The organism is Actinomadura sp. 7K507 (assembly GCF_004348425.1).
GTDB lineage: Bacteria > Actinomycetota > Actinomycetes > Streptosporangiales > Streptosporangiaceae > Spirillospora.
Genome location: NZ_SMKK01000007.1, coordinates 40,146 through 62,865, shown reverse-complemented (window position 1 = coordinate 62,865; position 22,720 = coordinate 40,146). Strand labels below are relative to the sequence as shown.

General features: G+C 74.0%; 21 protein-coding genes and 1 riboswitch. Of the genes, 4 read left to right on the top strand and 17 right to left on the bottom strand.

Translation table 11 applies throughout. The features are described from left to right. Window positions 1-12 precede the first annotated feature (12 nt). The 15 genes from E1285_RS03090 to E1285_RS03020 all read right to left on the bottom strand — a co-directional run bounded on the left by E1285_RS03090 (window position 13) and on the right by E1285_RS03020 (window position 17,323). Window positions 13-1,500, bottom strand: coding sequence for an ATP-binding cassette domain-containing protein (locus E1285_RS03090; RefSeq protein WP_207946367.1), 1,488 nt, complete (start codon window positions 1,498-1,500; stop codon window positions 13-15). Then, window positions 1,497-2,330 (bottom strand): ABC transporter permease subunit, encoded by an 834-nt coding sequence (locus E1285_RS03085; protein ID WP_207946366.1) that lies wholly within the window; start codon window positions 2,328-2,330, stop codon window positions 1,497-1,499. Before E1285_RS03085 ends, E1285_RS03090 begins: the two co-directional genes overlap by 4 nt. Beyond that, window positions 2,327-3,274, bottom strand: a complete 948-nt coding sequence (locus E1285_RS03080) for an ABC transporter permease (RefSeq protein ID WP_132147802.1) — start codon at window positions 3,272-3,274, stop codon at window positions 2,327-2,329. The genes E1285_RS03085 and E1285_RS03080 overlap by 4 nt, the downstream gene beginning before the upstream one ends. A 1-nt stretch (window position 3,275) precedes the next feature. Further along, the gene (locus tag E1285_RS03075; protein WP_132147800.1) at window positions 3,276-4,844 is read right to left on the bottom strand and encodes an ABC transporter substrate-binding protein; all 1,569 of its coding nucleotides are present in this window, start codon (window positions 4,842-4,844) and stop codon (window positions 3,276-3,278) included. 29 nt (window positions 4,845-4,873) lie between these two features. Next, window positions 4,874-5,063: riboswitch (cobalamin riboswitch) on the bottom strand. Window positions 5,064-5,108: 45 nt separating this feature from the next. Continuing rightward, the gene (locus tag E1285_RS03070; RefSeq protein ID WP_132147798.1) at window positions 5,109-5,849 is read right to left on the bottom strand and encodes an MBL fold metallo-hydrolase; all 741 of its coding nucleotides are present in this window, start codon (window positions 5,847-5,849) and stop codon (window positions 5,109-5,111) included. Window position 5,850: 1 nt separating this feature from the next. Continuing rightward, window positions 5,851-6,879, bottom strand: a complete 1,029-nt coding sequence (locus tag E1285_RS03065) for a Gfo/Idh/MocA family oxidoreductase (protein ID WP_165966433.1) — start codon at window positions 6,877-6,879, stop codon at window positions 5,851-5,853. Window positions 6,880-6,881: 2 nt separating this feature from the next. After that, the gene (locus E1285_RS03060; RefSeq protein WP_132147794.1) at window positions 6,882-8,066 is read right to left on the bottom strand and encodes a pyridoxal-phosphate dependent enzyme; all 1,185 of its coding nucleotides are present in this window, start codon (window positions 8,064-8,066) and stop codon (window positions 6,882-6,884) included. 5 nt (window positions 8,067-8,071) lie between these two features. After that, window positions 8,072-8,821: a creatininase family protein gene (locus E1285_RS03055; protein ID WP_132147792.1), complete on the bottom strand. Its 750-nt coding sequence runs from the start codon at window positions 8,819-8,821 to the stop codon at window positions 8,072-8,074. Then, window positions 8,818-9,822 (bottom strand): ABC transporter permease, encoded by a 1,005-nt coding sequence (locus E1285_RS03050; RefSeq protein ID WP_132147790.1) that lies wholly within the window; start codon window positions 9,820-9,822, stop codon window positions 8,818-8,820. The genes E1285_RS03055 and E1285_RS03050 overlap by 4 nt, the downstream gene beginning before the upstream one ends. 1 nt (window position 9,823) lies before the next feature. Beyond that, the gene (locus E1285_RS03045) at window positions 9,824-11,287 is read right to left on the bottom strand and encodes an aldehyde dehydrogenase family protein (RefSeq protein ID WP_132147789.1); all 1,464 of its coding nucleotides are present in this window, start codon (window positions 11,285-11,287) and stop codon (window positions 9,824-9,826) included. Next, window positions 11,284-12,432, bottom strand: a complete 1,149-nt coding sequence (locus E1285_RS03040; protein ID WP_132147788.1) for an aminotransferase class V-fold PLP-dependent enzyme — start codon at window positions 12,430-12,432, stop codon at window positions 11,284-11,286. Before E1285_RS03040 ends, E1285_RS03045 begins: the two co-directional genes overlap by 4 nt. Beyond that, on the bottom strand, window positions 12,429-13,478 hold the full coding sequence (locus E1285_RS03035) for a Gfo/Idh/MocA family oxidoreductase (RefSeq protein WP_132147786.1): 1,050 nt from the start codon (window positions 13,476-13,478) through the stop codon (window positions 12,429-12,431). Before E1285_RS03035 ends, E1285_RS03040 begins: the two co-directional genes overlap by 4 nt. A gap of 80 nt (window positions 13,479-13,558) precedes the next feature. Next, window positions 13,559-16,042 (bottom strand): ATP-binding cassette domain-containing protein, encoded by a 2,484-nt coding sequence (locus E1285_RS03030; protein ID WP_165966432.1) that lies wholly within the window; start codon window positions 16,040-16,042, stop codon window positions 13,559-13,561. Between the two features lie 67 nt (window positions 16,043-16,109). Then, window positions 16,110-17,147 carry a sugar ABC transporter substrate-binding protein gene (locus tag E1285_RS03025; RefSeq protein WP_132147782.1) on the bottom strand — a complete coding sequence of 346 codons (1,038 nt, stop codon included), beginning with the start codon at window positions 17,145-17,147 and terminating at the stop codon, window positions 16,110-16,112. After that, a complete protein-coding gene (locus E1285_RS03020) occupies window positions 17,144-17,323 on the bottom strand; it encodes a hypothetical protein (RefSeq protein ID WP_132147780.1) in 180 nt (59 codons plus the stop codon). Before E1285_RS03020 ends, E1285_RS03025 begins: the two co-directional genes overlap by 4 nt. Window positions 17,324-17,429: 106 nt before the next feature. Here E1285_RS03020 and E1285_RS03015 point away from each other — a divergent pair, with 106 nt between their 5' ends. Genes E1285_RS03015 through E1285_RS03005 form a run of 3 tightly spaced genes read left to right on the top strand, consistent with a single transcriptional unit; the run spans window position 17,430 to window position 19,851 of the window. After that, the gene (locus tag E1285_RS03015; RefSeq protein WP_165966431.1) at window positions 17,430-18,623 is read left to right on the top strand and encodes a M20/M25/M40 family metallo-hydrolase; all 1,194 of its coding nucleotides are present in this window, start codon (window positions 17,430-17,432) and stop codon (window positions 18,621-18,623) included. Between the two features lie 5 nt (window positions 18,624-18,628). Further along, a complete protein-coding gene (locus E1285_RS03010) occupies window positions 18,629-19,015 on the top strand; it encodes a Rid family hydrolase (protein ID WP_132147776.1) in 387 nt (128 codons plus the stop codon). A gap of 41 nt (window positions 19,016-19,056) precedes the next feature. Continuing rightward, window positions 19,057-19,851, top strand: coding sequence for an IclR family transcriptional regulator (locus E1285_RS03005; protein ID WP_165966430.1), 795 nt, complete (start codon window positions 19,057-19,059; stop codon window positions 19,849-19,851). A 74-nt stretch (window positions 19,852-19,925) separates the two neighbouring features. Here the strand turns inward: E1285_RS03005 and E1285_RS03000 are convergent, their stop codons facing one another. Together E1285_RS03000 and E1285_RS02995 are read right to left on the bottom strand one after the other, a co-directional pair. Next, window positions 19,926-20,552, bottom strand: a complete 627-nt coding sequence (locus E1285_RS03000; protein ID WP_207946365.1) for a maleylpyruvate isomerase family mycothiol-dependent enzyme — start codon at window positions 20,550-20,552, stop codon at window positions 19,926-19,928. A 165-nt stretch (window positions 20,553-20,717) separates the two neighbouring features. After that, window positions 20,718-21,764 (bottom strand): sigma-70 family RNA polymerase sigma factor, encoded by a 1,047-nt coding sequence (locus tag E1285_RS02995; RefSeq protein WP_243722503.1) that lies wholly within the window; start codon window positions 21,762-21,764, stop codon window positions 20,718-20,720. Window positions 21,765-21,853: 89 nt separating this feature from the next. Between E1285_RS02995 and E1285_RS02990 the strand changes: the two genes are divergently transcribed. Further along, a complete protein-coding gene (locus E1285_RS02990; RefSeq protein ID WP_132147770.1) occupies window positions 21,854-22,519 on the top strand; it encodes a maleylpyruvate isomerase family mycothiol-dependent enzyme in 666 nt (221 codons plus the stop codon). Window positions 22,520-22,720 lie beyond the last annotated feature (201 nt).

Sequence of the window (22,720 nt, the reverse complement as noted above, 5' to 3'; positions counted from 1 at the left end):
CTCTCGCGCCTGTCAACTCGGGGAATGCCGCCGGTCCGGGAGCAGCCGGCCGGAGTCCAGGACGGCGACCGAGGACGTTGCCTGCCGCGCCGCGGTGAGGTCGTGGGTGATGAGGAGCAGGGCGGTGTCCGCCGGGGCGAGGAGGCCGGGGAGCTCGGCGAGTACCCGGTCGCGGGTGGAGCCGTCCAGCGCCGAGGTGGCTTCGTCGCACACCAGCAGAGCGGGCCGGGCCAGGAGCGCACGGGCCAGGGCGCAGCGCTGCAGCTGGCCGCCGGAGAGCTCGGCGGGGATCCGGCTGATCTGGGCGGCGTCCAGGCCGAGGCGGACGGCCACTGCGCGCGCCTCGTCTTCGGCGGCGTCCTTGGGAAGTCCGCGCAGGAGTCGTCCGGTGGCGGCGATCTGCGCCAGCATCGGGCGGTGCGCCTCGAACGACTCGGCGGCGCTCTGGTGGACGTACTGGACGGCTCGCCGCTGCGCCGTGGATCTGCGCTCGATCCTGCGCGGCAGCCGGCCGCCGTCGTGGGTGACGGCGCCTGCGGTGGGCAGGGTGAGTCCCGCCAGCACCCGCCCGAAGGTGGTCTTGCCGGAGCCGGACGGGCCGATCAGCGCGGTCGTGCTTCCGGGCGGGAACGACAGCGAGACGGGTCCGGCCAGGGGCGATGCTCCGGTGCGGCGGCGGACGGCGATGTCCGTCGCGCGGATGCCCGCACGCGGTTCGCTCTTGCCCGAGGCCGGTGGTGTCGCCGGGCGTGGCCGGTGGTCCGGAGGCCCTCCGGACGGGCCGTGCAGGACTCGGTCCGGTGGCCCGTGCGCCACCGCGCGTCCGTGTTCGAGGACGGTCACGTGCGCGGCGAGCCGCCGGACGAGCGGCAGGTCGTGGGTGAGCAGCAGCAGCGCGGTGCCGCCGTCGGCGAGGTCGCGGAGGCGGTCGCCGAGCGCGGCGGCGGTCGCGTGGTCGAGGCCGCTGGTGGGCTCGTCGAGCACCAGCAGGCGCGCCCCGGTGACCAGCGCGGACGCCAGCGCGGCCCGGCGCTGCTGGCCGCCGGAGAGCTGGTGGGGGAAGCGGCGCGCGAGGCCGGGCTCGGGCAGCCCGGCGGTCGCGAGCGCCGCCCGCGCCGCCGTCCGCCGGTCCGGACGGGTGCGGTGCCGGAGCGCGGCGAGTTCGGTGAGGGGGCCGCTGATGCGGCGGACCGGGTTCAGGACGGTCTCCGGATGCTGGGGGAGGTGCCCGGCCGCGCCGGTTCGCAGGGTGCGCCGCCGGGGCTCGGGCACGGCGAGCAGATCGGCGCCGTCCAGCCGGACCCGGCCGGTCAGCCGGATCCCCGGACGGGCGGCGCCGAGCGCGGCGAGGCCGAGCGTGGTCTTACCGCTGCCGGACGGGCCGACCACCGCCGAGATCGCGCCGGCGGGGACGGTGAGGTCGATCCCGTCGAGCAGCGTCGCGGCGGTCCCGCCGGCGCGGGCGGACAGCTCGCGGATCTCCAGCAGAGGCACGGTCACCGGGTGTTCCTCCGGTTCGCCAGGCAACGATCGACGAGCAGGTTGGCGCCGACGCACACCGACATCAGCAGTCCGGCGGGCACCAGCACCGCCGCGGGCTGCAGGAAGAGCGCGTCGGCGTTGCGCTCGATCAGGACGGCCCAGTCGGGCGACGTGGACGGCAGTCCCAGCCCGAGGAAGTTCGCCGAGGCCAGCAGGTACAGCACGATAGAGAAGCGGGTACCGGCGTCGGTCGCGATCGGCGCGGCGAGTTCCCGGGCGAGGTGGCGCAGGTGGACGTAGCACCAGCCGTGTCCCTGCATCCGCAGCGCCTCCACGGTCGTGCGGGTGGCCGGTGCGAGCGCGGCGCCCCGCACCAGGCGGGCGATCGGCGGGATCTGCAGCGTCCCGGCGGCGGCCAGCAGCCAGAACCGGCCGCGGTGGTCGGTCGCGGCGAGCGTCATGAGCACGAGCAGGCCGGGCAGTGCCAGCAGCAGGTCCAGCGACCGCATCACCGCCTCGTCGACCAGCCGCCGCGCCCCCGCCGCCAGCAGCCCCAGCGGCACCCCGGCGGCGTAGCCGAGCAGCAGCGCCCCGGCCGTGGTGCCCAGGACGGACGGGCCGCCGCGCAGGACCAGCGCGAACACGTCGCGGCCCAGCAGGTCGGTGCCCAGCGGATGGCCGCCGCCGGGCGGCCGCGACGGCAGCGCCGCGGCCCCGGACGGCGGGTCCGGGGAGCCCGCCACCAGCGGCCCGGCGACGGCGAGCAGCACCGGCACCCCGAGCAGCACCAGCGCGAGCCCTCCCCGGCGCGGGCGCGGCGTCGCGGCCCTCACGCCCCCGGCCCTCACGCCGTGGCCTCCCTGCGCGGAGCCAGCCGGTGGGACGCCAGGTCACCGGCGAGGTGCACGACGACGGCCGTCCCGGCGAACAGCAGCGCGTATCCCTGCACCAGAGGGACGTCGCGGTTCTGCGCGGCCTCGACGAAGCCGGTGCCGAGGCCCTGCACGCCGAACAGGGCCTCGACGAGCACGGCGCCGCCGAGCAGGCCCTCGACGCAGCGCGCGAACTGCTGCGCGGCCGGCCCCAGCGCGTTGGGCACGATGTGCCGCACGACCACGGTCCGCTCCCGCATGCCCAGGAGCCGCAGGTGCTCGGCGAGCGGGCCGTCCCGCTGCTGCGCGACCCCGGCGCGGATCTGCCGGGCCAGATCGCACACCTGCCGGGCGGCCAGCGCGATCACCGGCATGACCAGCACGGCCGGCTGGGCGAGCAGCGCGGTGCCGTTCAGCCCGACGGCGGTGGCCGGGAGCAGCCCGGTGGCCAGCGACAGGGACGCGATCATGAGCAGCCCGAGGACGAACTCCGGCACCGCGTGCAGCACCACCGCGGCGGCGTTCAGGGTCCGGTCGAGGCGGGTCCCCTCGCGCATCCCCGTGACGATGCCGAGCAGCGGCGCCGCCGCGATCACCAGGACGAACGCGGGCAGGGCCAGCACCAGCGAGTCGGTGAGCCGGCGGCCGACCTCCCCGGCGACCGGCACGCCCGTCATCAGCGACCGCCCGAGGTCTCCGGTGAGCAGCCCGCCGAACCAGTCCCCGAACCGCTCCCACGCGGGCCGGTCCAGGCCGAGCCGCTCGCGGAGCGCGGCGACCTGCTCGGGCGTGCCCTGCTCGGCGAGCAGCACGCCGGCGGTGTCGCCGGGCAGCAGCGCTCCCAGCGCGAAGACCGCGACGAGTACGACCAGGCACTGGGCGACCGCGAGCACGCACCGCCGGGCGGTGTAGCGGCCCACCTCAGCCGAGCGTGACCTGGTCGAACCTGGCCCAGTCGTGGGAGTTGGGCGGGGCGGCGCGCAGCCCGCGCACGGACGCGGAGACGCCGTCGTTGGCGTCGGAGAACCCCCACACGATCAGGCCGGACTCGTCGCGGGCGATCCGCTGGGCGCGGGCCATCAGTTCCTGGCGGTCCTTCTCCTCGCGGGTGGTGCGGGCCTTGTCCAGCAGCTCGTCGAACTCCGCGGACCCGAACCCGGTCATGTTCCGGGCCGCTCGGCCGCGCAGCCGCTGCTCGAGAAAGGACGCCAACGGAAGCGTCGAGGTCGTGTTGAAGGCCGCGACGCTCCGCCGGTCCTTCATCTCGCTGAAGTACGTCGCCGCCGCCAGGGTGTGCGGGGCGACCTTCAGCCCGATCTCGCCGAGCTGCCTGGCGATCAGGGCGGCGGCCGGCTCCCAGGCGGCGTCCAGCGTGCTGGTCTGCAACCGGATCTCCAGGCCGTCGGCCCCCGCGTCGCGGACGAGCCCGCGCGCCCGGTCGACGTCGCGTTCACGCGGTTCCAGGTCGCCCGGGTAGCCGTGGAGGCCCTTGCCGAACAGGTCGTTGCCCGGCTCGCCGTGCCCGGCCAGCGCGACCCGGGCCAGCGCCTCCCGGTCGATGCCGAGCTGGAACGCCTCGACCAGCCGCAGGTCCGAGAACGGGTCGCGTTCGCGGCTGAGCAGGATCTGCTGTGCCGTCGCGCGCGGCGCCGTCAGCAGCCGCGCCGACTTCTCGCCCTTGAGGCGGTTCACCGAGGCGCCCGACAGGTCGGCCGCGTAGTGCACCTGCCCGGACAGCAGGGCGTTGACCCGCGCGGCCTCCTCGTTCGCGGGGACGATCTCCAGCTCTTCGATCTCCGGAATTCCGGCCCAGTGCCCGTCCCAGCGCTTGAACAGCGCCGGACCGCCGGGCCTGAAGGAACCGAAGCGGAAGGGGCCGGACCCGACCGGGTTCCGGAAGTCCGTCGTGCCCGCCGGGATGATCTCGGTGCCGACACCCGCCAGGGCGTTGGGGAACCAGAAGTCGGGACGCTCCAGCACCAGCGTCAGCTCACGCTGCCCGCCGGCCCGGCTGGCGCCGAAGTCGACCGCCGACATGAGCTGCTGGGACGGCGACCCGGTGGCGGGATCGGCGACCCGCCGGTAGGTGTGGAGGACGTCCTCGGCGGTGACGGGCGCCCCGTCGTGGAACCGCGCCTCCCGCAGCCGCACGTTCCAGCGGGTTCCGGAATCGTCGCTCTCCCACGACTCGGCCAGCCGCGCGCGGACCGACATGTCGTCGTCGAAGGTGGCGAGCGTGTCGTACATCGCCTTGGCGCGGACCTGGTCGACGAAGTTGGGCGCGACGTGCGGGTCCATGCTCTCCTGCGAGCCGCCCGCGGCGAACGCGGCCCGGAACCGCCGGGCGCCGCCGGCCTCCCCGGAGCCGCAGCCGCCCAGCAGCCCGGTGGCCGCGACCGCGCCCGCCCCCGCCAGGAAGCCGCGCCGGCTGACGACGTGTCCTCCGGCGCCCCGCGCCAGCTCGTCCCGAACGGAAAAAGGCGTGCTCATCGGATCCTTCCCCGGGGTGTCCTCGCCCCTGGTAGGCGGACGCGACGGGCCAGTCTCCTGACTCCCGGGTCGACGCTCGCCCCGGCCTTCCCGCCCGCCTTCGCGGGCCGTGGCCGTCTTCTGGGGTTCGCTCACCGGTCACAGTGGCGGGACCGTGCCGGAATCACACCGGCTTCCTGGTCCCCGTCGCCTTTGCGGACCCATTGTGGCGCAGTGCCGCTCTCTTTGCTCTCGCGAGGGTCCCCGATCCCGCCGCCGCCGGGATCACGGCGGCTCCGCGCCGGCGATGTTCGGGGGAGTGGCGAGGCGGCGGAAGCAGGCGTCGGCCGCGGCCAGGTGGGCGGCCCCGCCGTCGAGCACCAGATCGAGGTGGCCGGGCAGCAGCATGTCGACCGGGAGGGCCGCCAGCCGCCGGACGGTGCGGGCGTACAGGTGGGGGCGGCAGTCGGGGATGGGCTGGATGGAGACGCGCCCGCCGTGGAAGACGGCGTCGCCGGTGCACAGCGTGCGGCGCTCGCCGTCGTCGATCAGGAAGCACAGGTGGCCGTCGCAGTGGCCGGGCGACGCGTGGGCGGTCACGGACAGCCGCCCGATCCGGTTCGTCGCGCCGTCCTCCAGTACCTCGTCCACGGGGCAGGGCGAGTAGCGGTAGCCGGGCGGATAGACGCCGGCGTCGCGGGCGGCGGCCACCTGGGAGCGTTCCTCGTCGCCGGCGCCCAGCACCGCCGCGGTCTCCGCGCTCGCCAGGACGCGCACGCCGCGCCTGGCGCGCACGCTCGCGGCACCGCCCGCGTGATCGGCGTGGTAGTGGGTGAGGAGCACGCGGTCGAGGCGGTCGAGGCAGCCGGTCTCCTCGACGGCGGCCAGGAGGTCCCCGGTGGCCAGGCCCGTGCCGCAGTCGATCAGTGCCGCCTCGGTTCCGCCGTCGGCCAGGTAGACGTGGCAGTCGTACGGCGAGCCCGTCTCGATGAGCCAGAGGGAATCGCTCAGCCTGCGCGCACCCATCTCAGTTCCCCAAGGTGACGCGGACGCCCAGCTCCGCCGAGCGCTGGACGGCGGCCGCGATCCGGACGCCCTCGACGGCCTCGTCCAGCGGGATCACGTCGTTGCCGCGCGTTCCGGCGGCCACCTCGACCGCGTAGCCGAGCTCCGCCGGCAGGGCACCCGACACGCGGCCCGCCACGGTGGGCCAGAGCGTGAGTTCGGGCTGCGCGAGAGCGGTGTCGGTGCGGACCGACAGCCCGTCGTGGGCGAGCCGGTACGCGGCGGTCCCGCGGTCGCCGAGCAGCTCGGTGACGGCGTCGATCGTGCCGTCCAGCTCCAGCGATCCGCGCAGGGTCTGGGGCGCGGCGTCCGGGACCAGCCAGGCGCTCTCCACCGTGGCCACCACGTCATTGGCGAACGTCAGCACCGCCACCAGCGTGTCCGGGTATTCCAGGCCGGAGACGCGCCGCTGCACGGCGTAGACCTCGCGGCAGGGCGCGCCCGCGTACCAGACGGCCAGGTCGATGTCGTGGACGCCGGACTCCCAGACCGGATGGACGCGCATCCCGAACGCCGGGAACCACGACCGGCTGAAGTCCCGGCGGAAGCGCAGGTTGACCGGGCGGCCCAGCTCCCCGCGGTCCAGGACGTCGCGCAGGTGCTGGTAACCGGCGCCGAAGCGGCTGATCTGGCCGGTGACCACCTGGACGCCGCGTGCGCGGGCGCGGTCCCGGATGCCTTCGGCCTCGGCGGCGTCCATGCACAGCGGCTTCTCGACGAAGACGTGGCAGCCGGCCTCGACGGCCTTCAGCGCCAGCTCGCCGTGGGTGGACTCGTCCGAAACGATGTCGACGAGATCCACGCGCTCCCGTTCCAGAAGCTCGTCGAGCCCGGCGTAGCCCGCCGGGATCCCGAACTCCTCCTGGACGGCCGCGCGCCGTTCGGCGTCCGGCTCGCAGACCGCCGCGACCTCGACGGGCAGCGACCGGAACGCGTGCAGGTGCAGCGCTCCGAACCGTCCGGCGCCCACCAGCGCCACTTTCATCACCATGGTCATCCTTGTGTCGGGTGGTCCGGTTCCTTGGCCCCGTGTTCCTTGGCCCCGTGTTCCTTGACCCCGTGTTCCTTGGCCCCGTGGCCGGTGGCCAGCAGGGCGACCCGGGCGTCCGGCGGGATCGTGCCGGACGCCACCAGGTCCGCGAGGGCGGCGAGGGGGGCGGCGGCCGCGGGTTCCACGAGCAGGCCCTCCAGGCGGGACAGGTCGTGCACGGCGTCCAGGACGGCGTCGTCGGGGACGGAGACGGCCAGCCCGCCCGATTCCCGTATCGCCGCCAGTGTGAGCAGGCCCTCGTCCTCGTAGCCGCGCATCGGGTCGGCGATGGCCCCGGCCACGGTGGGGCGCGGATCGGCCGCGGTCACGGCCCGCGCGCCGCCGCGCCACGCGGCCACCAGGGGCGCGCATGCGTCGGACTGGACGGCGACCATGCGCGGCGGCCGGGCGATCCGGCCCGAGGCGGCGAGCGCGCGGAAGCCGTTGTGGGCTCCGACGAGCAGCGGCCCGGCCCCCACTGGAACGAGCACCCATCCGGGCACGTCACCGCCGGTCTGCTCGCACAGCTCCAGGGCGACGGTCCGGTGGGCCTCGGCGAGGTAGGGGTTGCGGAACGTCGTGGTGAGCGGGAACCAGCCGTCCGCTTCGAGGGCCGCCGCCGCGGCGTGCGCCGAGCTGAAGTCGCCGTCCACGGGCTCCACGTGCGCGCCGTAGGCCGCCGCCGTCCGCGGCTTCGCGGTCCCGGCGGCGCCGGCCGCGCAGTAGAGGCGGCAGGGCAGCCCGGCACGGGCGGCGTACGCGGCGGCCGACACGGCGGTGTTGCCGGTGGACGCGGCCACCACCCCGGGCGCGCCCGCGTCGCGCGCCAGGCTCACGCCGAGGGCCATCGCCCGGTCCTTGAACGACAGCGTCGGGTTGACGGTCTCGTTCTTGACCAGCACCTCCGCCACTCCGGCGCGTGCGGCGAGCCGCTCGCACCGCACGAGTGGCGTACCGCCCTCGCCCAAGGTGATCTCGTCCCGTACCGGGGGAAGCGCGGCGCGGAATCGCCACAGCCCCTCACCCCCTTCCAGTGACGGCGGGGCGGGCGGGGGCGCCAGTTCCTGGACGCCGCCGCACCGAGGGCACCGGGACCAGGTACCCGGATTGCGTTGACCGCAGGACCGGCAGACCGGGATCCACTCCATGGCGCTCACCTCCCGTCTTCCGCGCGGATCGTCCCCAGCAGGTCCGCCAGCCGGCCGGCGGCAGCCTCGAACAACCGCCGTCCCGCCTCCGGCGTGGCCAGGGACGGGGTTCCGACCACGCCCGTGGGATTGATGTCCTCGAACCTCCGGTACACCGCGACGCGGTCGCCGCTGAACAGGTGGGGGTCGGGCCAGCCCGGCGGCGTGCCTCCTTCCGGAATGCGGTCCGTGGCCACCGTTTCCGGCCACAGATGCATGACCAGTGAGGTCTCCAGTGCGCAGGCGTGACCGACATGGCGGTGACCGTCCGGGAACACGTCTTCGACGACGTCGGCCAGCAGCTCGAAGTAGGAGACGGCCCACGCGGTGTGCCCCCGCTCGCCCAGTTCGGCCACCGCCACCTGGAGCGCCCCGCGATTGCCGCCGTGCCCGTTCACGATGACCGGGACGCGTCCGTCCGCCTCCAGCGAGACGCACACGTCGACGACGAGGTCGATGAACGTGCGGGTCCGCAGGGTCACCGTCCCGGGGAAGCCCCGGTGGTGCGGGGAGATCCCGTACGGGACGGCGCCCGCGACGTCCGCGCCCGGTACGCGCTTCGCCGCCTCCAGCGCCACCGCCTCGGCCAGCCACCAGTCCGTGCCGAGGGGGAGGTGCGGCCCGTGCTGTTCGGTGGCGCCGACCGGGAGCAGGGTGATGCCCCGCTCCACGTCCGCGGAGGTCTGCGCGTGGTGCGCGCCGGTCCGGGCCGTCATCCCGGGGCCTCGGTCACCCGCCGGTGCAGCCGCCGCATGGCGACGTCCACCACGAGCGCGGTGATGATGATCAGCCCCTTGAACAGGTCGATCGCCGAGGGGTCCACGCCGAAAACCTGGAGCGCGTTGGTCAGCAGCGCGATGATGACGGCGCCGACCAGGACCCCGCCGACCGTGCCGCGGCCGCCGAAGATGCTGGTGCCGCCGATGACCGCCGCCGCGATCGCGTCCAGCAGCAGCGTGATCCCGCCGAGGTTCGGCTGGACGAGCGGCACCTGCGCGATCACCATCACCGTGGTGAGGAACACGAGCACGGCGGCGACCGCGTACACGCCGAGCAGCTGCGGTGCGCGCCGGACGCCCGCCAGGGTGCTCGCGTGCTCGTCCGACCCGTAGGCGTAGGTGCGGATGCCGAACGTGGTCCTGCGCATCAGGAACCACAGCCCGGCCGCCACGGCGGCGACGACCAGGAGCGGCACGGGGACGCCGAGCACCGAGCCCTGCCCGAGGGCCTCCAGGAACCCGTGCTCGACCAGGACCATGCCCTGCGGGGCCGCCAGGAGCGTCAGTCCCTGGACGATGGTCATCATGCCGAGCGTCGCGATGAACGGCGGCAGCCGCGTCACGCCGACCAGGAAGCCGTTGCCGAGGCCGACGGCGAGCACCGCGCCCAGCCCGAGGAGGCCTGCGGCGGCCAGCCCTCCGCCGCCGCTCAGATGTCCCGCCGTCACCACGCCGCAGAGCCCGACGGCGTACCCGGCGGACAGGTCGATGCCCGCCGTGAGGAGCACGACGTGCGCGCTCAGCGCGAGCAGCGCGATCGGGACGGCCTGCAGCAGGATGTTGCGCAGGTTGAGCGGGGCCGCGATGCGCGGATCGACCACCGCGAACACCGCGAGCAGCAGGATCAGCAGCAGGACGGGCACCAGGGCGACCGCCCAGCCGGCCAGCCGGGGCGGGATCGCCGGGAGCGGCCGGCGAGCGGATGCGGAGGCCGCCATCTCACGACTCCAGCGGGGCGGTGCGGATGACGATCGCCTGCTGCTCGGTCATCTCCTCGACCGACCAGGGGCCGCCGGTGCGGCCGTACCCGCTGCCGGTGCCCGCCGCGCCGCCCGCCGGGATGTTCGGCTCCCAGTAGCTGCTGGCCTCGTTGAGGTTGACGATGCCGCAGGGCAGCTCCTCGGCCAGCGCGAACGCCCGCCCGACGTCCCGGCTGAAGATCGCGCCGGACAGCCCGAACTCGCTGGCGGCGACCAGCGCGTGCAGCTCCTCCACGGTGTCCCAGTGCACGACCGGCGTCACCGGCCCGAACGTCTCGGCGACGTCCAGGTCGCAGCCGTGGGGAACCCCGTCGACCACGGTGGCCTCGACGTAGTGCTCGGTGGGCGCGCCGGCCTGGCGTCCGCCTCCCGCCAGGATCCGCCCGCCGCCGGCGGCCGCCTCGTCGATCTGGGCGCACACCCGCTTGGCGAGGTCGGCGGCGTGCACGGGCCCCATCGTGGTGGTGCCGGAGAAGGGGTCGCCGAGCACGATGTCGCGTGCGTGCGCGGCGACGCGTTCGGCCAGCTCGGTGGCGACGCTCGCGTGCGCCAGCACCCGCTCGGTGGAGGTGCAGATCTGGCCCGCGTTGGAGAACGATCCGCCCGCGATCGCGGCTGCGGCGAGGTCGAGGTCGGCGTCCGGGAGCACGATGCTCGGGCCGTTGCCGCCCAGTTCGAGCTGGACCGGCTTGCGGCCCCCGGCGGCCTCGGCGATCAGGTACCCGGTGGCGGTGCTGCCGGTGAAGCCGACCGCGTTCACCCCGGGGTGCGTGATCGCCGCGTTCCCGACGACCGGTCCCTCGCCGGTGACGAGGTTGAGCACGCCGTCGGGCAGGCCCGCCTCGTGCAGGACGGCGGTGAGTCGCGAGGCGATGCCCGCGACGCTCGGCGCGGGCGTCCACACCAGCGTGTTGCCGGTGGCGATGCCCGGCCCCAGGTAGTAGATGGAGGCGACCCCGATCGGGAAGTTCCACGGGGTGATCACCGAGTAGACGCCGCGCGGGCGGCGCTGGACGAGCACCCGCTTGGCCGGGTCGCGCACGGCGATCGACTCCGAGCGCACGGAGACGACGTGGTCGGCGGCGTCGCGGAAGGCGGTGACGACCGCGTCGATCTCGCCGCGGGCCTCGGTGTGGAAGGGCTTGCCGTGCTCGGCCGTCAGCCGGGCCGCCAGGTCCTCCTTCTCGGCGGCGATGGCGTCGGCGAGCCGGCGGCACAGCTCGGCGCGTTCGAACACCGGCGTGCGGCGGTGCGCGGGCGCGGCGGCGCGTGCGGCGGTGACGGCGCGGTCCACGTCCTCGGCCGTGCCCATCAGGACGTGCCCGACGACGGCGCCGTCACCCGGGCCGCGCACCTCGCGGGTGGGGCGGTCCGGCGTGTACGCCGCGCCGCCGACGTACATGGGGAAGGTCTCTGCGGTCATGTCGTGCTCCCTGTCGTGGATGGCCCGGTGATGCGGAGTGCGCTGCGAGGCGGCGCGCGGAGGCCGTCGATCGCGCGGTCGGCGTCACGGTCGGTGTTGTAGAGGTGGAAGGCGAAGCGGACGGCGCCGGTCCGGGCGGCGGCCCGCACACCGCGGTCCCGCAGCCGCGCCACGGCCCCGGAAGGGTCGGGGTGGGACACGGCCACGATGGGCGAGGGCGACTCGGCCGGGGCGGTCGCGAACCCCAGGTCGCGGACGGCCGCCGCGAACCGCCCGGCCAGGCCCGTGGCGTGCCGTTCCAGATCGGACTGGTCGTAGCGGGACAGGTGGCGCAGCGAGGCCGCGGTGGCGACCCACGCCGGCCATGCCAGCGGCTGGTCGAACCGGCGCGCGTCGTCCCACAGCCTGTACCCCGCGCCGTAGACGACGCCTCCGGCGTAGTCGCGGGACGACTCGGGCCCGGGGGAGACCGGCGCGAACGCGCGCTGGCGCTCCCGACGCACCGCGAGGAACGCGGTGCCACGCGCGCCGAGCAGGAACTTGTACGCGACGGCGCCGATGAAGTCGGCGCCGCAGCGGGCCAGGGCGGTGTCCACCCCGAGGGACTGGCTCGCGTCGACGTACACCAGCGCCCCGCGGCCGTGCGCGTGCTCGACCAGGCGGGGCAGGTCGACGCGCAGCCCGTCGGCGGACTGGACGCTGGACACCGCCACCAGGCCGGCGCCCTCGTCCACGGCCGCGCACAGCCGGTCCGTGGTGGCGGGCGACGGCACGAGGCGCACCCTGTCCGGATCCCGGCCGGCGATCCAGGGCAGCAGGTTGGCGCGGAACTCCGCCTCGGGGACGGCGACGCGGGCGTCCGGCCACGCCCGCGCCACCGTGGACGCGGCCGCGACGTGCGAGGGCAGCAGCGCCACGTCGTGCGGCGCCGCGCCGACCAGGTGGGCCGCGTACGCCCGCGCGTCCTCTGCCGCCTCCTCCCACGCGCCGTGGTCGGCCCAGCCGCCGGCCCACCGCGCCGTCATCTCGCGCAGCGCGCCGACGGCCGGGGAAGGCGCGACCCCCATCGTGGCCGTGTCCAGGTAGGCCAGATCCCCCAGCTCCGCGAACGCGGCGTCCCGCGCCGCCGCCCCGGGACGGTTCATCGCACGGCACCCGCCCCGGCGGCGGCGGACTCGGCCCGGTCGACGACCTCGACGTCCTCCGGGACGCCGCTCTCGACCGAGCGCAGGATCGCGTCGTTGACCGCCACGTTCCGCATGGCCGCGGCCGTCGGCACCGGGAACTCGGCGCCGTCGCGGACGCCCGCGACGAACGCGCGCACCTCGGCCGCCAGGTCGCCGCGGATCCGCGCGTTGACCTCGGGCCAGTGCAGGGCGTCCGGGGTGGCGAGACCGGAGTCGCCGTAGACCCGCAGCCCGTGGTCGCGCACGTCGACCGCGACCGTGCCCTCGGTGCCCACGACCTCCAGGCGGCCGTCGATGGAGACGGGGTCGTCCGAACGGCGGGTCCAGCCGTTGAACAGCTCCCCGATGGTGCCGTCCTCCAGTTCGGCGACGGTGAAGATGGCGTCCTCCGACCGGACGCCGTTCGAGGGCATCAGCTTCGACACGGCCCGTGAGTACACGCGGGTGATGCGCTTGCCGGTGACCCACTGCATCGCGTCCACGTCGTGGACGCCCAGGTAGAACAGCACCGAACTGCTTCCGTCCATGCGCAGGCCGATGTCGCGCGCCGCGATCCGCCCGGCGGTCGCGGGCAGCGGCTCGCCGATGTCCCCCGCCGCGACGGCGGCCGCCGCGCCCGCGTAGCGCGGGTCGAACCGCAGGATCTGCCCCACCGCCACGTGGGTCCCGCCCTCGGCGGCGGCCTTGTCGATGGCCCGCGCCCCCTCCAGCGTGTCGGCCATCGGCTTCTCCACGAGGACGGGCCGTCCCGCGCGCAGGGCGGTGGTCGCCGGGCCGACGTGCGCCCGGTCGGGGACGGCGACGATGAAGGCGTCGACGTCCTCGTTCAGCGCGTCCTCGACCTCCGGAAGGTGCCGGGTGCCGAGCTCGTCCGCGGCGGCGCGACCGGCGGCCGGGTCGCGGTCGACGACCGCCGCCAGCTCGGCCTCGGCGGACTCGGCGACGGTCCGGGCGTGCAGCCGCCCCATGAAGCCGCCTCCGACGACTGCGATCTTGATGCTCATGGTGAATGCCTCCCTGTGGCTGTGCTGGCTCGTGGCTGTGCTGATTCGTTCGCGGGCGGGTGCGGCCCGCCCGCCGGGCGCTATCCGGGGGCGGCCGCCGGGCTGTGGCCGAAGGCCAGCGCCATGACCTCCTCCTCGGTCGCCCCGCGCGGCAGCTCACCGGCGACCGTGCCGCCGCGCATGACATGGATCCGGTCGGCCACGCCCAGCAGCTCGGGCAGCTCGCTGGAGACCATGAGGACGGCGAGCCCGCGCTCCTTCAGGTCCGCGATGAGGGCGTGGATCTCGGCCTTGGACCCCACGTCCACGCCGTTCGTCGGCTCGTCCAGCAGCAGCACCCGCGGCTCGGTGGCCAGCCAGCGGGCCAGGACGACCTTCTGCTGGTTGCCGCCGGACAGGACTCCCGTGGCCCGGTCGGGATGCGGCGGCCTGATGCCCAGCCGTTCGATGGACTCCTCCACGAGTCGGCCGACGCCGCGCGGCACCACCCCGAACCGCGAGTTGCGGCGCAGCCAGGCGAGCACGATGTTGTCGCGTACCGACATGCTCGGCACCACGCCCTCGCGCAACCGGTCCTCCGGCACGTAGACGACGCCGCGCCCGCTGGCCGCCGGAAGGTCGCCGGAGGGCAGCTCGCGGCCGTCCACCAGCACGCGCCCCGCCGCCCGGCGGGACAGGCCCGCCGCGCAGCGCAGCACCTCGCTGCGGCCCGACCCCAGCAGGCCGGCCAGCCCGACGATCTCCCCGGCCCGCACGGTCAGCGACGCCTCGGCCAGCCGCCCGCCGTCGGAGACGCCCTCGATCCGCAGCAGCGGCTCGCCCGGCTCGGTCTCCCGGTGCGCGAACACCGTCCCGATCCGGCGGCCCACCATCATGGAGATCAGCGCGGACTCGTCGACCTCGGACAGGTCGGCCTCGCCGACGAACTCACCGTCGCGCAGGACCACCGCGCGGCCGGCCAGCCGGTAGATCTCCTCCATCCGGTGTGAGATGTACAGGACGGCCACGTCGCGTTCGAGCAGCCGGCCGACCAGCTCGTACAGGCGCTCGCGCTCACGGTTGGACAGTGCGGAGGTGGGCTCGTCCATGATGACGAGCCAGGCGTCGTCCAGCATCGCCTTGGCGACCTCGACCATCTGGCGCTCGCCGACCGGCAGCCCGGCCAGCCCGGCGTCCAGGTCGACGTCGAGTTCCAGTTCCTCCAGCACCCGCCTGGCCCGCGTGCGCATCCAGCGCCGCCGCAGCACCCCGAACCGGGTCGGCTCGCGGCCGAGGAAGAGGTTCTCCAGGACGGTCAGGTCGGGCAGCAGGCTGAAGTGCTGATGGATCACGCTCACGCCCGCCGTGCGGGAGTCCTCGGCCGAGGCCAGCCGCACCGGTTCGCCGTCGATGAGCAGCCGCCCGGTGTCCGGCTCGTGCGCCCCGGCGAGCACCTTCACCAGCGTGGACTTCCCGGCGCCGTTCTCGCCGACCAGGGCGACGACCTCGCCGGAGCCGAGCGTGAACGACACGTCGTGCAGGGCCCGGACGCCCGGGAAGCTCTTGCCGATCCCCGCGAGCTCCATCCGGCGTTCGCGCGTCCCTTCCGCCGCCTCTTGGACACGGGTGGCGGTGCCTCTGCCGGAGAACGCACGGCGCGCTCCGTCCAGCAGTTCCTTCAGCTCCTGGCGCTGCGTGGCCAGCACGGCGACGATGACCAGCGCGCCCGTCACGACGTAGATGGTCTGCTGCGGGACGGCCATGAACGACAGGCCCGAGTTGACGACGCCGATGAAGACGGCGCCGAGCATCGTGCCGCCGACCGACCCCGAGCCGCCCGACAGCTTCGCGCCGCCCACGACGGCCGCGGTGATCGCGGCGAACTCCAGCCCCTGCCCGGCCAGCGGCTGCGCGGAACCGACCCGGCCGATCATGATCACCGCGCCCAGCCCGGCCGACGCGCCCGCCAGCACGAACGTCGACAGCTGCACCGTCCGGGCGGGCACGAGCGAGGCGCGGGCGGCGTCGGCGTTCCCGCCCACCGCGTAGATCCACCGCCCGTACAGGGTGTGGCCGAGCACGAGCATCCAGCCGATCATGAGCACGACGGCGATCACCACGGACGCGGGGACCGGCCCCACGTAGCCGCCGCCGGCCATCAGGACGGCCGTGTCCTCGACCGGGATCGAGGACGCTCCGGACAGTGCCAGCGCGGCGCCGGAGCCGAACGCCATCGTGCCCAGCGTCGCGATCAGCGGGCTCACCCGGAGCACGCCGATGAGCACGCCGTTCAGCGCGCCGATCGCGGCGCCGGTCAGGACGCACGCGGCGATCGCCAGCGGCGCGGGGAGCCCGGACGTCAGCAGTTGCGCGCCGGCCACACCCGACACCGACAGCGTCGAGCCCACCGAGATGTCGATGCCGCGCGCGATGATCACGGCGGTCAGCGCGAACGCCAGGATCGCGGTGACGGCGATCTGCTGCCCGATGTCGAGGAAGCCGTTGACGCTGATGAAGCCGGGCCGCAGCGCGCCGAACACGGCGACGGTGACGACGATGAAGACGAGCAGGGGACTGCGTCTCAAGATCGCGGACATGGCGGTCCTCAGGAGATGTCGGGGGTTGCGGGAGCGGGGGGCGTCGCGGGGCGCCTCATCGGGCGGCCGTCATCTTCGTGCCGGGCAGTGACGGGCCGAACTCCGACCGGTAGGCGCCGCCGATCCGCTCGGCGCGGGCGGGCGTCACGTAGGGGAAGCTCAGCCCGTGCCGCTTCAGGCGCGCCGCGGTGGCGTCGGTGGTGACGAAGTGCGAGGGCATGTACAGGTCCCGTGGCAGCTTCGCCCCCTTGGCGAGCCGGGCGCCGACCGCCACGTTCCAGTAGCCGACCCGTCCGGGCCCCGTCAGGACGTCGATGATCATGGATTGGTTCTCCAGAAGCGGCTGCAGGTCGAGTTCGCCGTCGTGCCCGGCGACCTTCAGGTCCGGTTTGCCGAGCGACGACGCCGTGGCCTTGGCCGACAGGCAGAGCGGACCGCTGATGCAGGCGATCACGTCCAGCCCCGGCTCGGTGGTCATCCAGGTCACCGTGGTGTTGGACGCCTGGCGGGCGTCGAAGGCGGTGGGCTGGACCGACACCAGCCGCACCCCCGGGTACTCGCGGGCGAGCGTGTCCCGGAAGGCCTTCTCCCGGGTGTCGGAGACGTAGTTGCCGCGCGCCCCGGTCAGCAGCGCCACCTCCCCCTTGCCGCCCAGTTGGGCGCCGGTGGCGCGGGCCACCATCGCCATGTTCTCGGCGTCGCGGTAGAGCGTGCTGTGGTTGGCCTCCGCCTCGACCTTGTTACCCATCGTCACGACCGGGATGCCGGCCCGGGTGGCGCGGGAGATGGCCGGACGCAGCGCGTTCTTGTCGAGCGGGTCGATGAGGATCGCGCTGACCCGCTGGTTGACGAAGTTCTGGATCGTGGAGACCTGGCGCTCGACGCTGCCCTCCGCGCTCTGCCAGACCGTGGAGACGCCGTAGTCGCGGGCCGCCTTGTCGCCCGCCTCCCGCATGCCGACGAAGAACGACGAGGTCAGGTCGATCGCCGACACCCCGATCACCGGCTTTCCTCCGCGCTCGGGCGCGACGTCGGCGTCCGTGGTGCGGGCACCGCCCGGCGGTGTCATCGAGCAGGCGGATCCGGCGATCACCACGGCCAGCGGCAGCGCGATCGCCGCGCGCCACCGCCTGCGTGCACGGTGGTGGCGTGCACGGTGGTGGCCTGCACGGTGGTGGCCTGCACGGTGCCGCGGTCTTCCATGTTCCGCACGGCCCACGACGGCTCCTCACGGCTCGGGCCCGCACCGAGGTACTCACCGGCGGGCAAGGGGCAGGTTTTGGAAGGTGATTCCAAACACTAGACAAAAAATGGAAGACTGTGTCAAGACTTGTTCAGCACGATGTTTCCTGGCATCCCCCGAAGAGGAGCGTGGATGGGACCACCACCCGTGCCGGTTCCCCCGGTACTCGAGTTGGCCACCGAACTCGTGGCGATCGACTCGCAGAACCCCGGTGTCGGCGAGGCGCGGATCGCCGCGTTCGCCGCGGCCCACGCCCGGGAGCGGGGGCTGGCCGCCAAGGTCGTCGAGACCGCGCCGGGCCGCTGCAACGTCCTGGTCACCGCGGACGCGGGGACCGGGCCGCACCTGGCGCTGTCCGGGCACCTCGACACCAAGCCCATCGGCGACCTGTCCGCCTGGAGCACGCCGCCGCTGGAGCTGACGCTGGACGGCGACCTCGCCTACGGCCTCGGCTCCTCCGACATGAAGGGCGCGGTCGCCGCGATGCTCCTCGCCGTGGAGTCGTGGGCGCGCACGGCCGAGCGGGGGCGGCTCTCGCTCATCCTCACCGCCGACGAGGAGGCCGGCAGCGACCACGGCGCCAAGGCGCTGTCGCACCAGGGACTCGTCAGCGCCGACGCGATCGTCATCGGCGAACCCTCGGGCATCACCGACCCGTGGGAGGCCATCTACCTGATCTCCCGGGGAATCTGCTGCTTCGAGGTGGCCGTCCGAGGGAGGCAGGGCCACAGCGGCCTGTCCGATCGGCTCCCCACCAGCGCCACCGTCGCCGCCGCCCGCGCGGCCACCGCCATCGCGGGCTTCCGGCCCAGCGTCCCGCGCGCCCCGTCCATCCCCTGCCGGCCCACCGTGAACGCGGCCGTGCGGATGTCGGGCGGGGTCTTCTACGGGGTCCATCCGGGCGAGGCCGTGGTCGCCTCCGACATCCGCCTCGTCCCCGGCATGGACCGCGAGACCCTCGACCGCGAACTGTGCGAGCTTCTCGGAGCGGCCCTGCCGTCCGACGTCGACTGGGAGATCCGCTACGCGGACGGCTCCCTCGGCTGGATGGACTCCGCCGAGATCGCACCGGACCACCCCGTGGTGACCGCCGCGCAGGCCGCCTGCGCCGAGGTGCTCGGCTCCGAGGTGCCGCTCGGCGCCTACCCCGGCGGCACGGACGCCACCCACTTCGCCAACATCGGCCGCACCCCCGCCGTGGCCGCCCTCGGCCCCGGCTGGCTGTCGGTCGCCCACGGCCCCGACGAGCACGTCGGGGTGTCACAGCTCGTCCAGGCCGAGCGCCTGTACGAGCGGCTCGCGCACATCTACCTCGGAAGGAACTGACCATCATGGCCAAGCAGCCGATCACCACCGACCGCGCACCGTCCCCCGCCGGCGGCTACAGCCAGGGCATCGTCGCGGGCGGCATGGTCTACACGGCCGGCCTCGGCCCGCAGGACCCCGCGACCGGCAAGATCCAGGGGGACACCGTCGAGGAGCAGACCGCCCAGGTCCTGCGCAACCTCCAGGCCGTCCTGGCCGAGGCCGGGGCCGGGTTCGAGGACGTGGTCAAGGTGACCGTCCACCTGGAACGGCTCGACCGCGACTTCAAGGGCTTCGACACGGCGTACCGCTCGATGATGCCCGAGCCCCGTCCCGTCCGGACCACGGTCGGCTCCACACTCGCCGGGATCTTGGTCGAAATCGACGTCGTCGCGGTGCTCCCGCAGGCATGATCGCGGCATCGACACAGCCAAGGAACAGGGGGGCCGACACGGTGACCACCGAAGCGGCCAAGCCGGCGCACGCGCGCAACCTCGTCCGCGCGTTCACACTGCTCGACATCCTCGCCGAGGCGACGGAGGGGCTCACGCTGGCCGAGGTCGCCGTCGCGGCCTCCCTTCCGGAGGCCACCGCCCATCGCCTCCTCAACGTGCTGGAGGACCTCAAGGTCGTCCGCGTCGGCGAGGGCAACCGCTGGCGGGTCGGCCGCCACCTGCTGGAACTCGGCGCGGCCTACCTCGACTCGGTCGAGATCCGCTCCGAGGCGCGAGACCTGATGGCGCACCTCACCGAGGCCACCGGAGAGACCTGCGCCCTCGGCGTCCTGGACGAGGACCGCGTCGTGTACATCGAGAAGACCGACAGCCCGCATCCGGTGCGCATGCACTCGGGGATCGGCCGCAGCAACCCCGCGGTGACCAGCTCGCTCGGCCGCGCCATCCTGGCGTTCTCGCCGGACTGGGTGGTCGAGAGCGCCATGGCCGGTGGACTGCCCCGCCGCACCGACCGGACGGTCACCGACGAGCAGGCCCTGCTCGCCGAACTCCACCGCTGCCGTGAGCGCGGCTACAGCGTGGACGACGCCGAGAACGAGCCCGGGATCCGCGCCGTCGGCGCCCCCGTCCTGGACTACCGCGGCCGCCCCGTCGCAGCGCTCTCGGTGGCGGGCCCCGAGCAGCGCATTCCCGCCGCGCATCTCGACGAACTGGGCCGAGCCACCGCCGAAGCGGCCCGGGAGCTTTCCTCCCGCCTCGGCTACTCTCCCCACCGCTCCGACCCGCAACGGTAGATGGCGCGTACGGGCCGGCGCGGACGGCGGGCACGCACTCGGCAGGAGTGGCGTCCCCGCTGGAAGGCGGCTCGTCAGGCGGCCGGTGCCAGCCTGGCGACTCCGGGACCGTCAAGCTCGTCGAGCGCGGCTCGTCGTCCGCAGGTGGCCAGGAGCAGTGAAAGCGCGGTTCCGCTCACTTCCGGACCGTCCCCGATCGACAGGTCGGCGTCCGTCGCCGTCAGCCGGATACCGACCATCAGCTCCTTGGCGCCGCCGAACGCCGCCGGGGTACGCGACTGCAAGCGGAGCGATCTGACAACGGCCTCCTGCGGGTATGAACGGGTGAGCCCCACGGGCCGGCGGATGTCCTCACCGTGGACGACCTCCTCGACGAGCCGGCTGTCGAGGGGCGCCGGAGGGGTCGACCTCCGCGACGCCACCTGGCGGAGCCGCTCCAACGTCTCTCGCGGTGAGGCACCGCGCTCCCGCTCCACACCGCGTGCGTTCTGACGGTCGAAGTCGAACCGCGCCCGGACGAGGCCGGCCACGAAACCGACGCGCGTCGTTCGAGCTGTGTCGACCAGGTGGGCGGCCACGTCGTGCACGGTCCACCCTTCGCAAAGCGACGGCTTCCCCCACTGCTCGTCGTCCAGGTGCACAAGGTCATCGATCAGCGCCGCACGCTCCGCATGCACCATCGGCCAGACAACGTCCTTCACGGCATCCCCCGTCGCTCGACTCCAACGTCCGCCAGATCAGACCGGCGACACGACGAGAACTCATCGCCCGCGGCCCTGGAAGCCCGAACGGACGCCGTCCTCCTCTGGGCGGCGGCAGCGGGCATCGGTTGCGGGCCGACGTTTACCCGGCGGCGGGGCTGCCGGTCAGGGAAGCGAGGCGGGCAGGTTGAAGGGGGCGAAGTGGTCGGGGTCGGCGAATGAGGTGATCTCGGCGATCTTGTTGCCGCGTAGGGTGAGTACGGTGATCGACCAGCCGTGGTGCGGGCCGGCGTCGTCCTGGCCGAGGTAGAACGCCACGGCGGGCTGCCCGTTTGCGCTGGTCGCCAGGTGCCGCCAGCTCGGGCATCTGGTCATGGGGACCTGGACGGCGAAGTCGATGACCGCCTCGATTCCGCGGTACCAGTGCGGCATGGGCGGCATCGACCAGGTGACGTCCTGGGTGAGCAGCGCGACCAGCGCATCGGCGTCGCCGCGTTCCAGTGCCTCGGCGAATCCGGCGACGACCTCGCGCATTCGTGCGTCGCCGACCGCCCGCAGCGTCTGCTGTTGGGTGGCAGAGGGCGTCTTGTCGGCGATCATCCGGCGGGCCCGTGCCAGAGCGGAGTTCACCGATGTGGTCGAGGTGTCCATCATGGTGGCGATGTCGGTTACGGAGTAGCCGAGGACCTCGAACAGCAGCAGCGCGGCCCGCTGGTTTCCCGACAGGTGCTGCAGCGCGGCGACAAAGGCCAGCTCGACGGCTTCGCGCTGCTCGTAGCGTGCGTCCGGGCCGATTGTGCCCGGTGCGAGGCCTGCGTCGGGATAGGGGCCCAGCCAGGCGACATCGGTGAACGGGGCGGTGTCGATCACGGCGCGGTCGCTGGAGGGCCCGAGATCGACCGGCATCGCCCGCCTGCCGCGGGACTTCACGGTGTCCAGGCAGGTGCGGGTGGCCACGGTGTACAGCCAGGTACGCAGCGAGCTGCGGCCCTCGAAGCGCGCCAGCCCGCGCCAGGCTCGCAGCAGAGCGTCCTGCAGGGCGTCGTCGGCGTCGTGGACCGAGCCGAGCATGCGGTAGCAGTGGGCGTGCAGCTCCCGGCGCAGCGGCGCCACCAGGCGAGTGAACGCAGCGCCGTCCCCGTCGCACGCCAACGCCAGGTCGCCGCCCTCTGACGCGGAGCCCGCAGCCTGCCCGGAAACAAATTCGCTCACAAGAGACGATTCTGCCGCACGGCGAAAGTCTCCCCTGGCGATGTCAAGGCCGCACGACGCCCGGCACCCACGACAGGAGAGCATCCGACATGACCGAGACAGCACCGGAAACAGACCCCCGCCGCGGAACCGGCGTCTGGCCGCTGATCCACACCGAGCGGGCGGCCCTGGCGGCCGACCTGGCGAACCTGACCGACGAGCAGTGGGCGACGCCGTCGCTGTGCACCGGGTTGACGGTGCGTCAGGTACTGGCGCACCTCACCGCGGCGGCGAGCCTGACCCCCGTGCGCTGGCTGGCTGGCGTGATCCGCTGCCGGTTCGACTTCGACAAGCAGGTGGCCATGCGACTGACCGAGCAGATGGGCGCCACTCCGGCAGACACACTCGAAAGGTTCCGCCGCGTCGTGACCAGCACCACCAAACCACCCCTCCCGACCACGGCGATGTTCGGCGAGACGATCGTGCACGGCGAGGACATACGGCGGCCACTGGGCATCCGCCGCGCCTACCCGATCGAAACGCTCACCCGAGTGGCCGAGTACTACCAGAGCTCCGACCTCGTCGTCCTCGCCAAGGGCCGCATCCGCGGCCTGCGACTCGTCGCCGCGGACGGACCATTCACCGCGGGCTCCGGGCCACTGGTGTCCGGCACCACCCTCGCCCTGACCATGGCGATGACCGGACGCACGACCTACTGCGACGAACTCGAGGGCGACGGCGTCGCGATCCTACGCGACCGCTGCCGACCAGCGTGACCGCGCCGCAAGTGCCCCGAATGCCGCACTCTGCAAACCGTCGAACCGACATGGCCCGAACACCGACGGCCCACACCGAACGGCGCCCACCAAGTTCCGTGCAGGATCTCAAGTCAGCGACGCGGTCGCGCATGAGCTCCGCCTAGCGTGCAGCGCCTCGTGGCGATTGTGACTCTCTTCGCAGTCTGCTGTGGCCGGCAG

Coding starts and splice junctions, on each gene's coding strand:
- E1285_RS03010 (WP_132147776.1), top strand. CDS start 18,629: ATGGCCAAGCAGCCGATCACCACCGACCGCGCACCGTCCCCCGCCGGC.
- E1285_RS03075 (WP_132147800.1), bottom strand. CDS start 4,844: ATGAGCACGCCTTTTTCCGTTCGGGACGAGCTGGCGCGGGGCGCCGGA.
- E1285_RS03045 (WP_132147789.1), bottom strand. CDS start 11,287: ATGACCGCAGAGACCTTCCCCATGTACGTCGGCGGCGCGGCGTACACG.
- E1285_RS02990 (WP_132147770.1), top strand. CDS start 21,854: ATGACCGAGACAGCACCGGAAACAGACCCCCGCCGCGGAACCGGCGTC.
- E1285_RS03050 (WP_132147790.1), bottom strand. CDS start 9,822: ATGGCGGCCTCCGCATCCGCTCGCCGGCCGCTCCCGGCGATCCCGCCC.
- E1285_RS03040 (WP_132147788.1), bottom strand. CDS start 12,432: ATGAACCGTCCCGGGGCGGCGGCGCGGGACGCCGCGTTCGCGGAGCTG.
- E1285_RS03070 (WP_132147798.1), bottom strand. CDS start 5,849: ATGGGTGCGCGCAGGCTGAGCGATTCCCTCTGGCTCATCGAGACGGGC.
- E1285_RS03035 (WP_132147786.1), bottom strand. CDS start 13,478: ATGAGCATCAAGATCGCAGTCGTCGGAGGCGGCTTCATGGGGCGGCTG.
- E1285_RS03065 (WP_165966433.1), bottom strand. CDS start 6,879: ATGGTGATGAAAGTGGCGCTGGTGGGCGCCGGACGGTTCGGAGCGCTG.
- E1285_RS03060 (WP_132147794.1), bottom strand. CDS start 8,066: ATGGAGTGGATCCCGGTCTGCCGGTCCTGCGGTCAACGCAATCCGGGT.
- E1285_RS03055 (WP_132147792.1), bottom strand. CDS start 8,821: ATGACGGCCCGGACCGGCGCGCACCACGCGCAGACCTCCGCGGACGTG.
- E1285_RS03015 (WP_165966431.1), top strand. CDS start 17,430: ATGGGACCACCACCCGTGCCGGTTCCCCCGGTACTCGAGTTGGCCACC.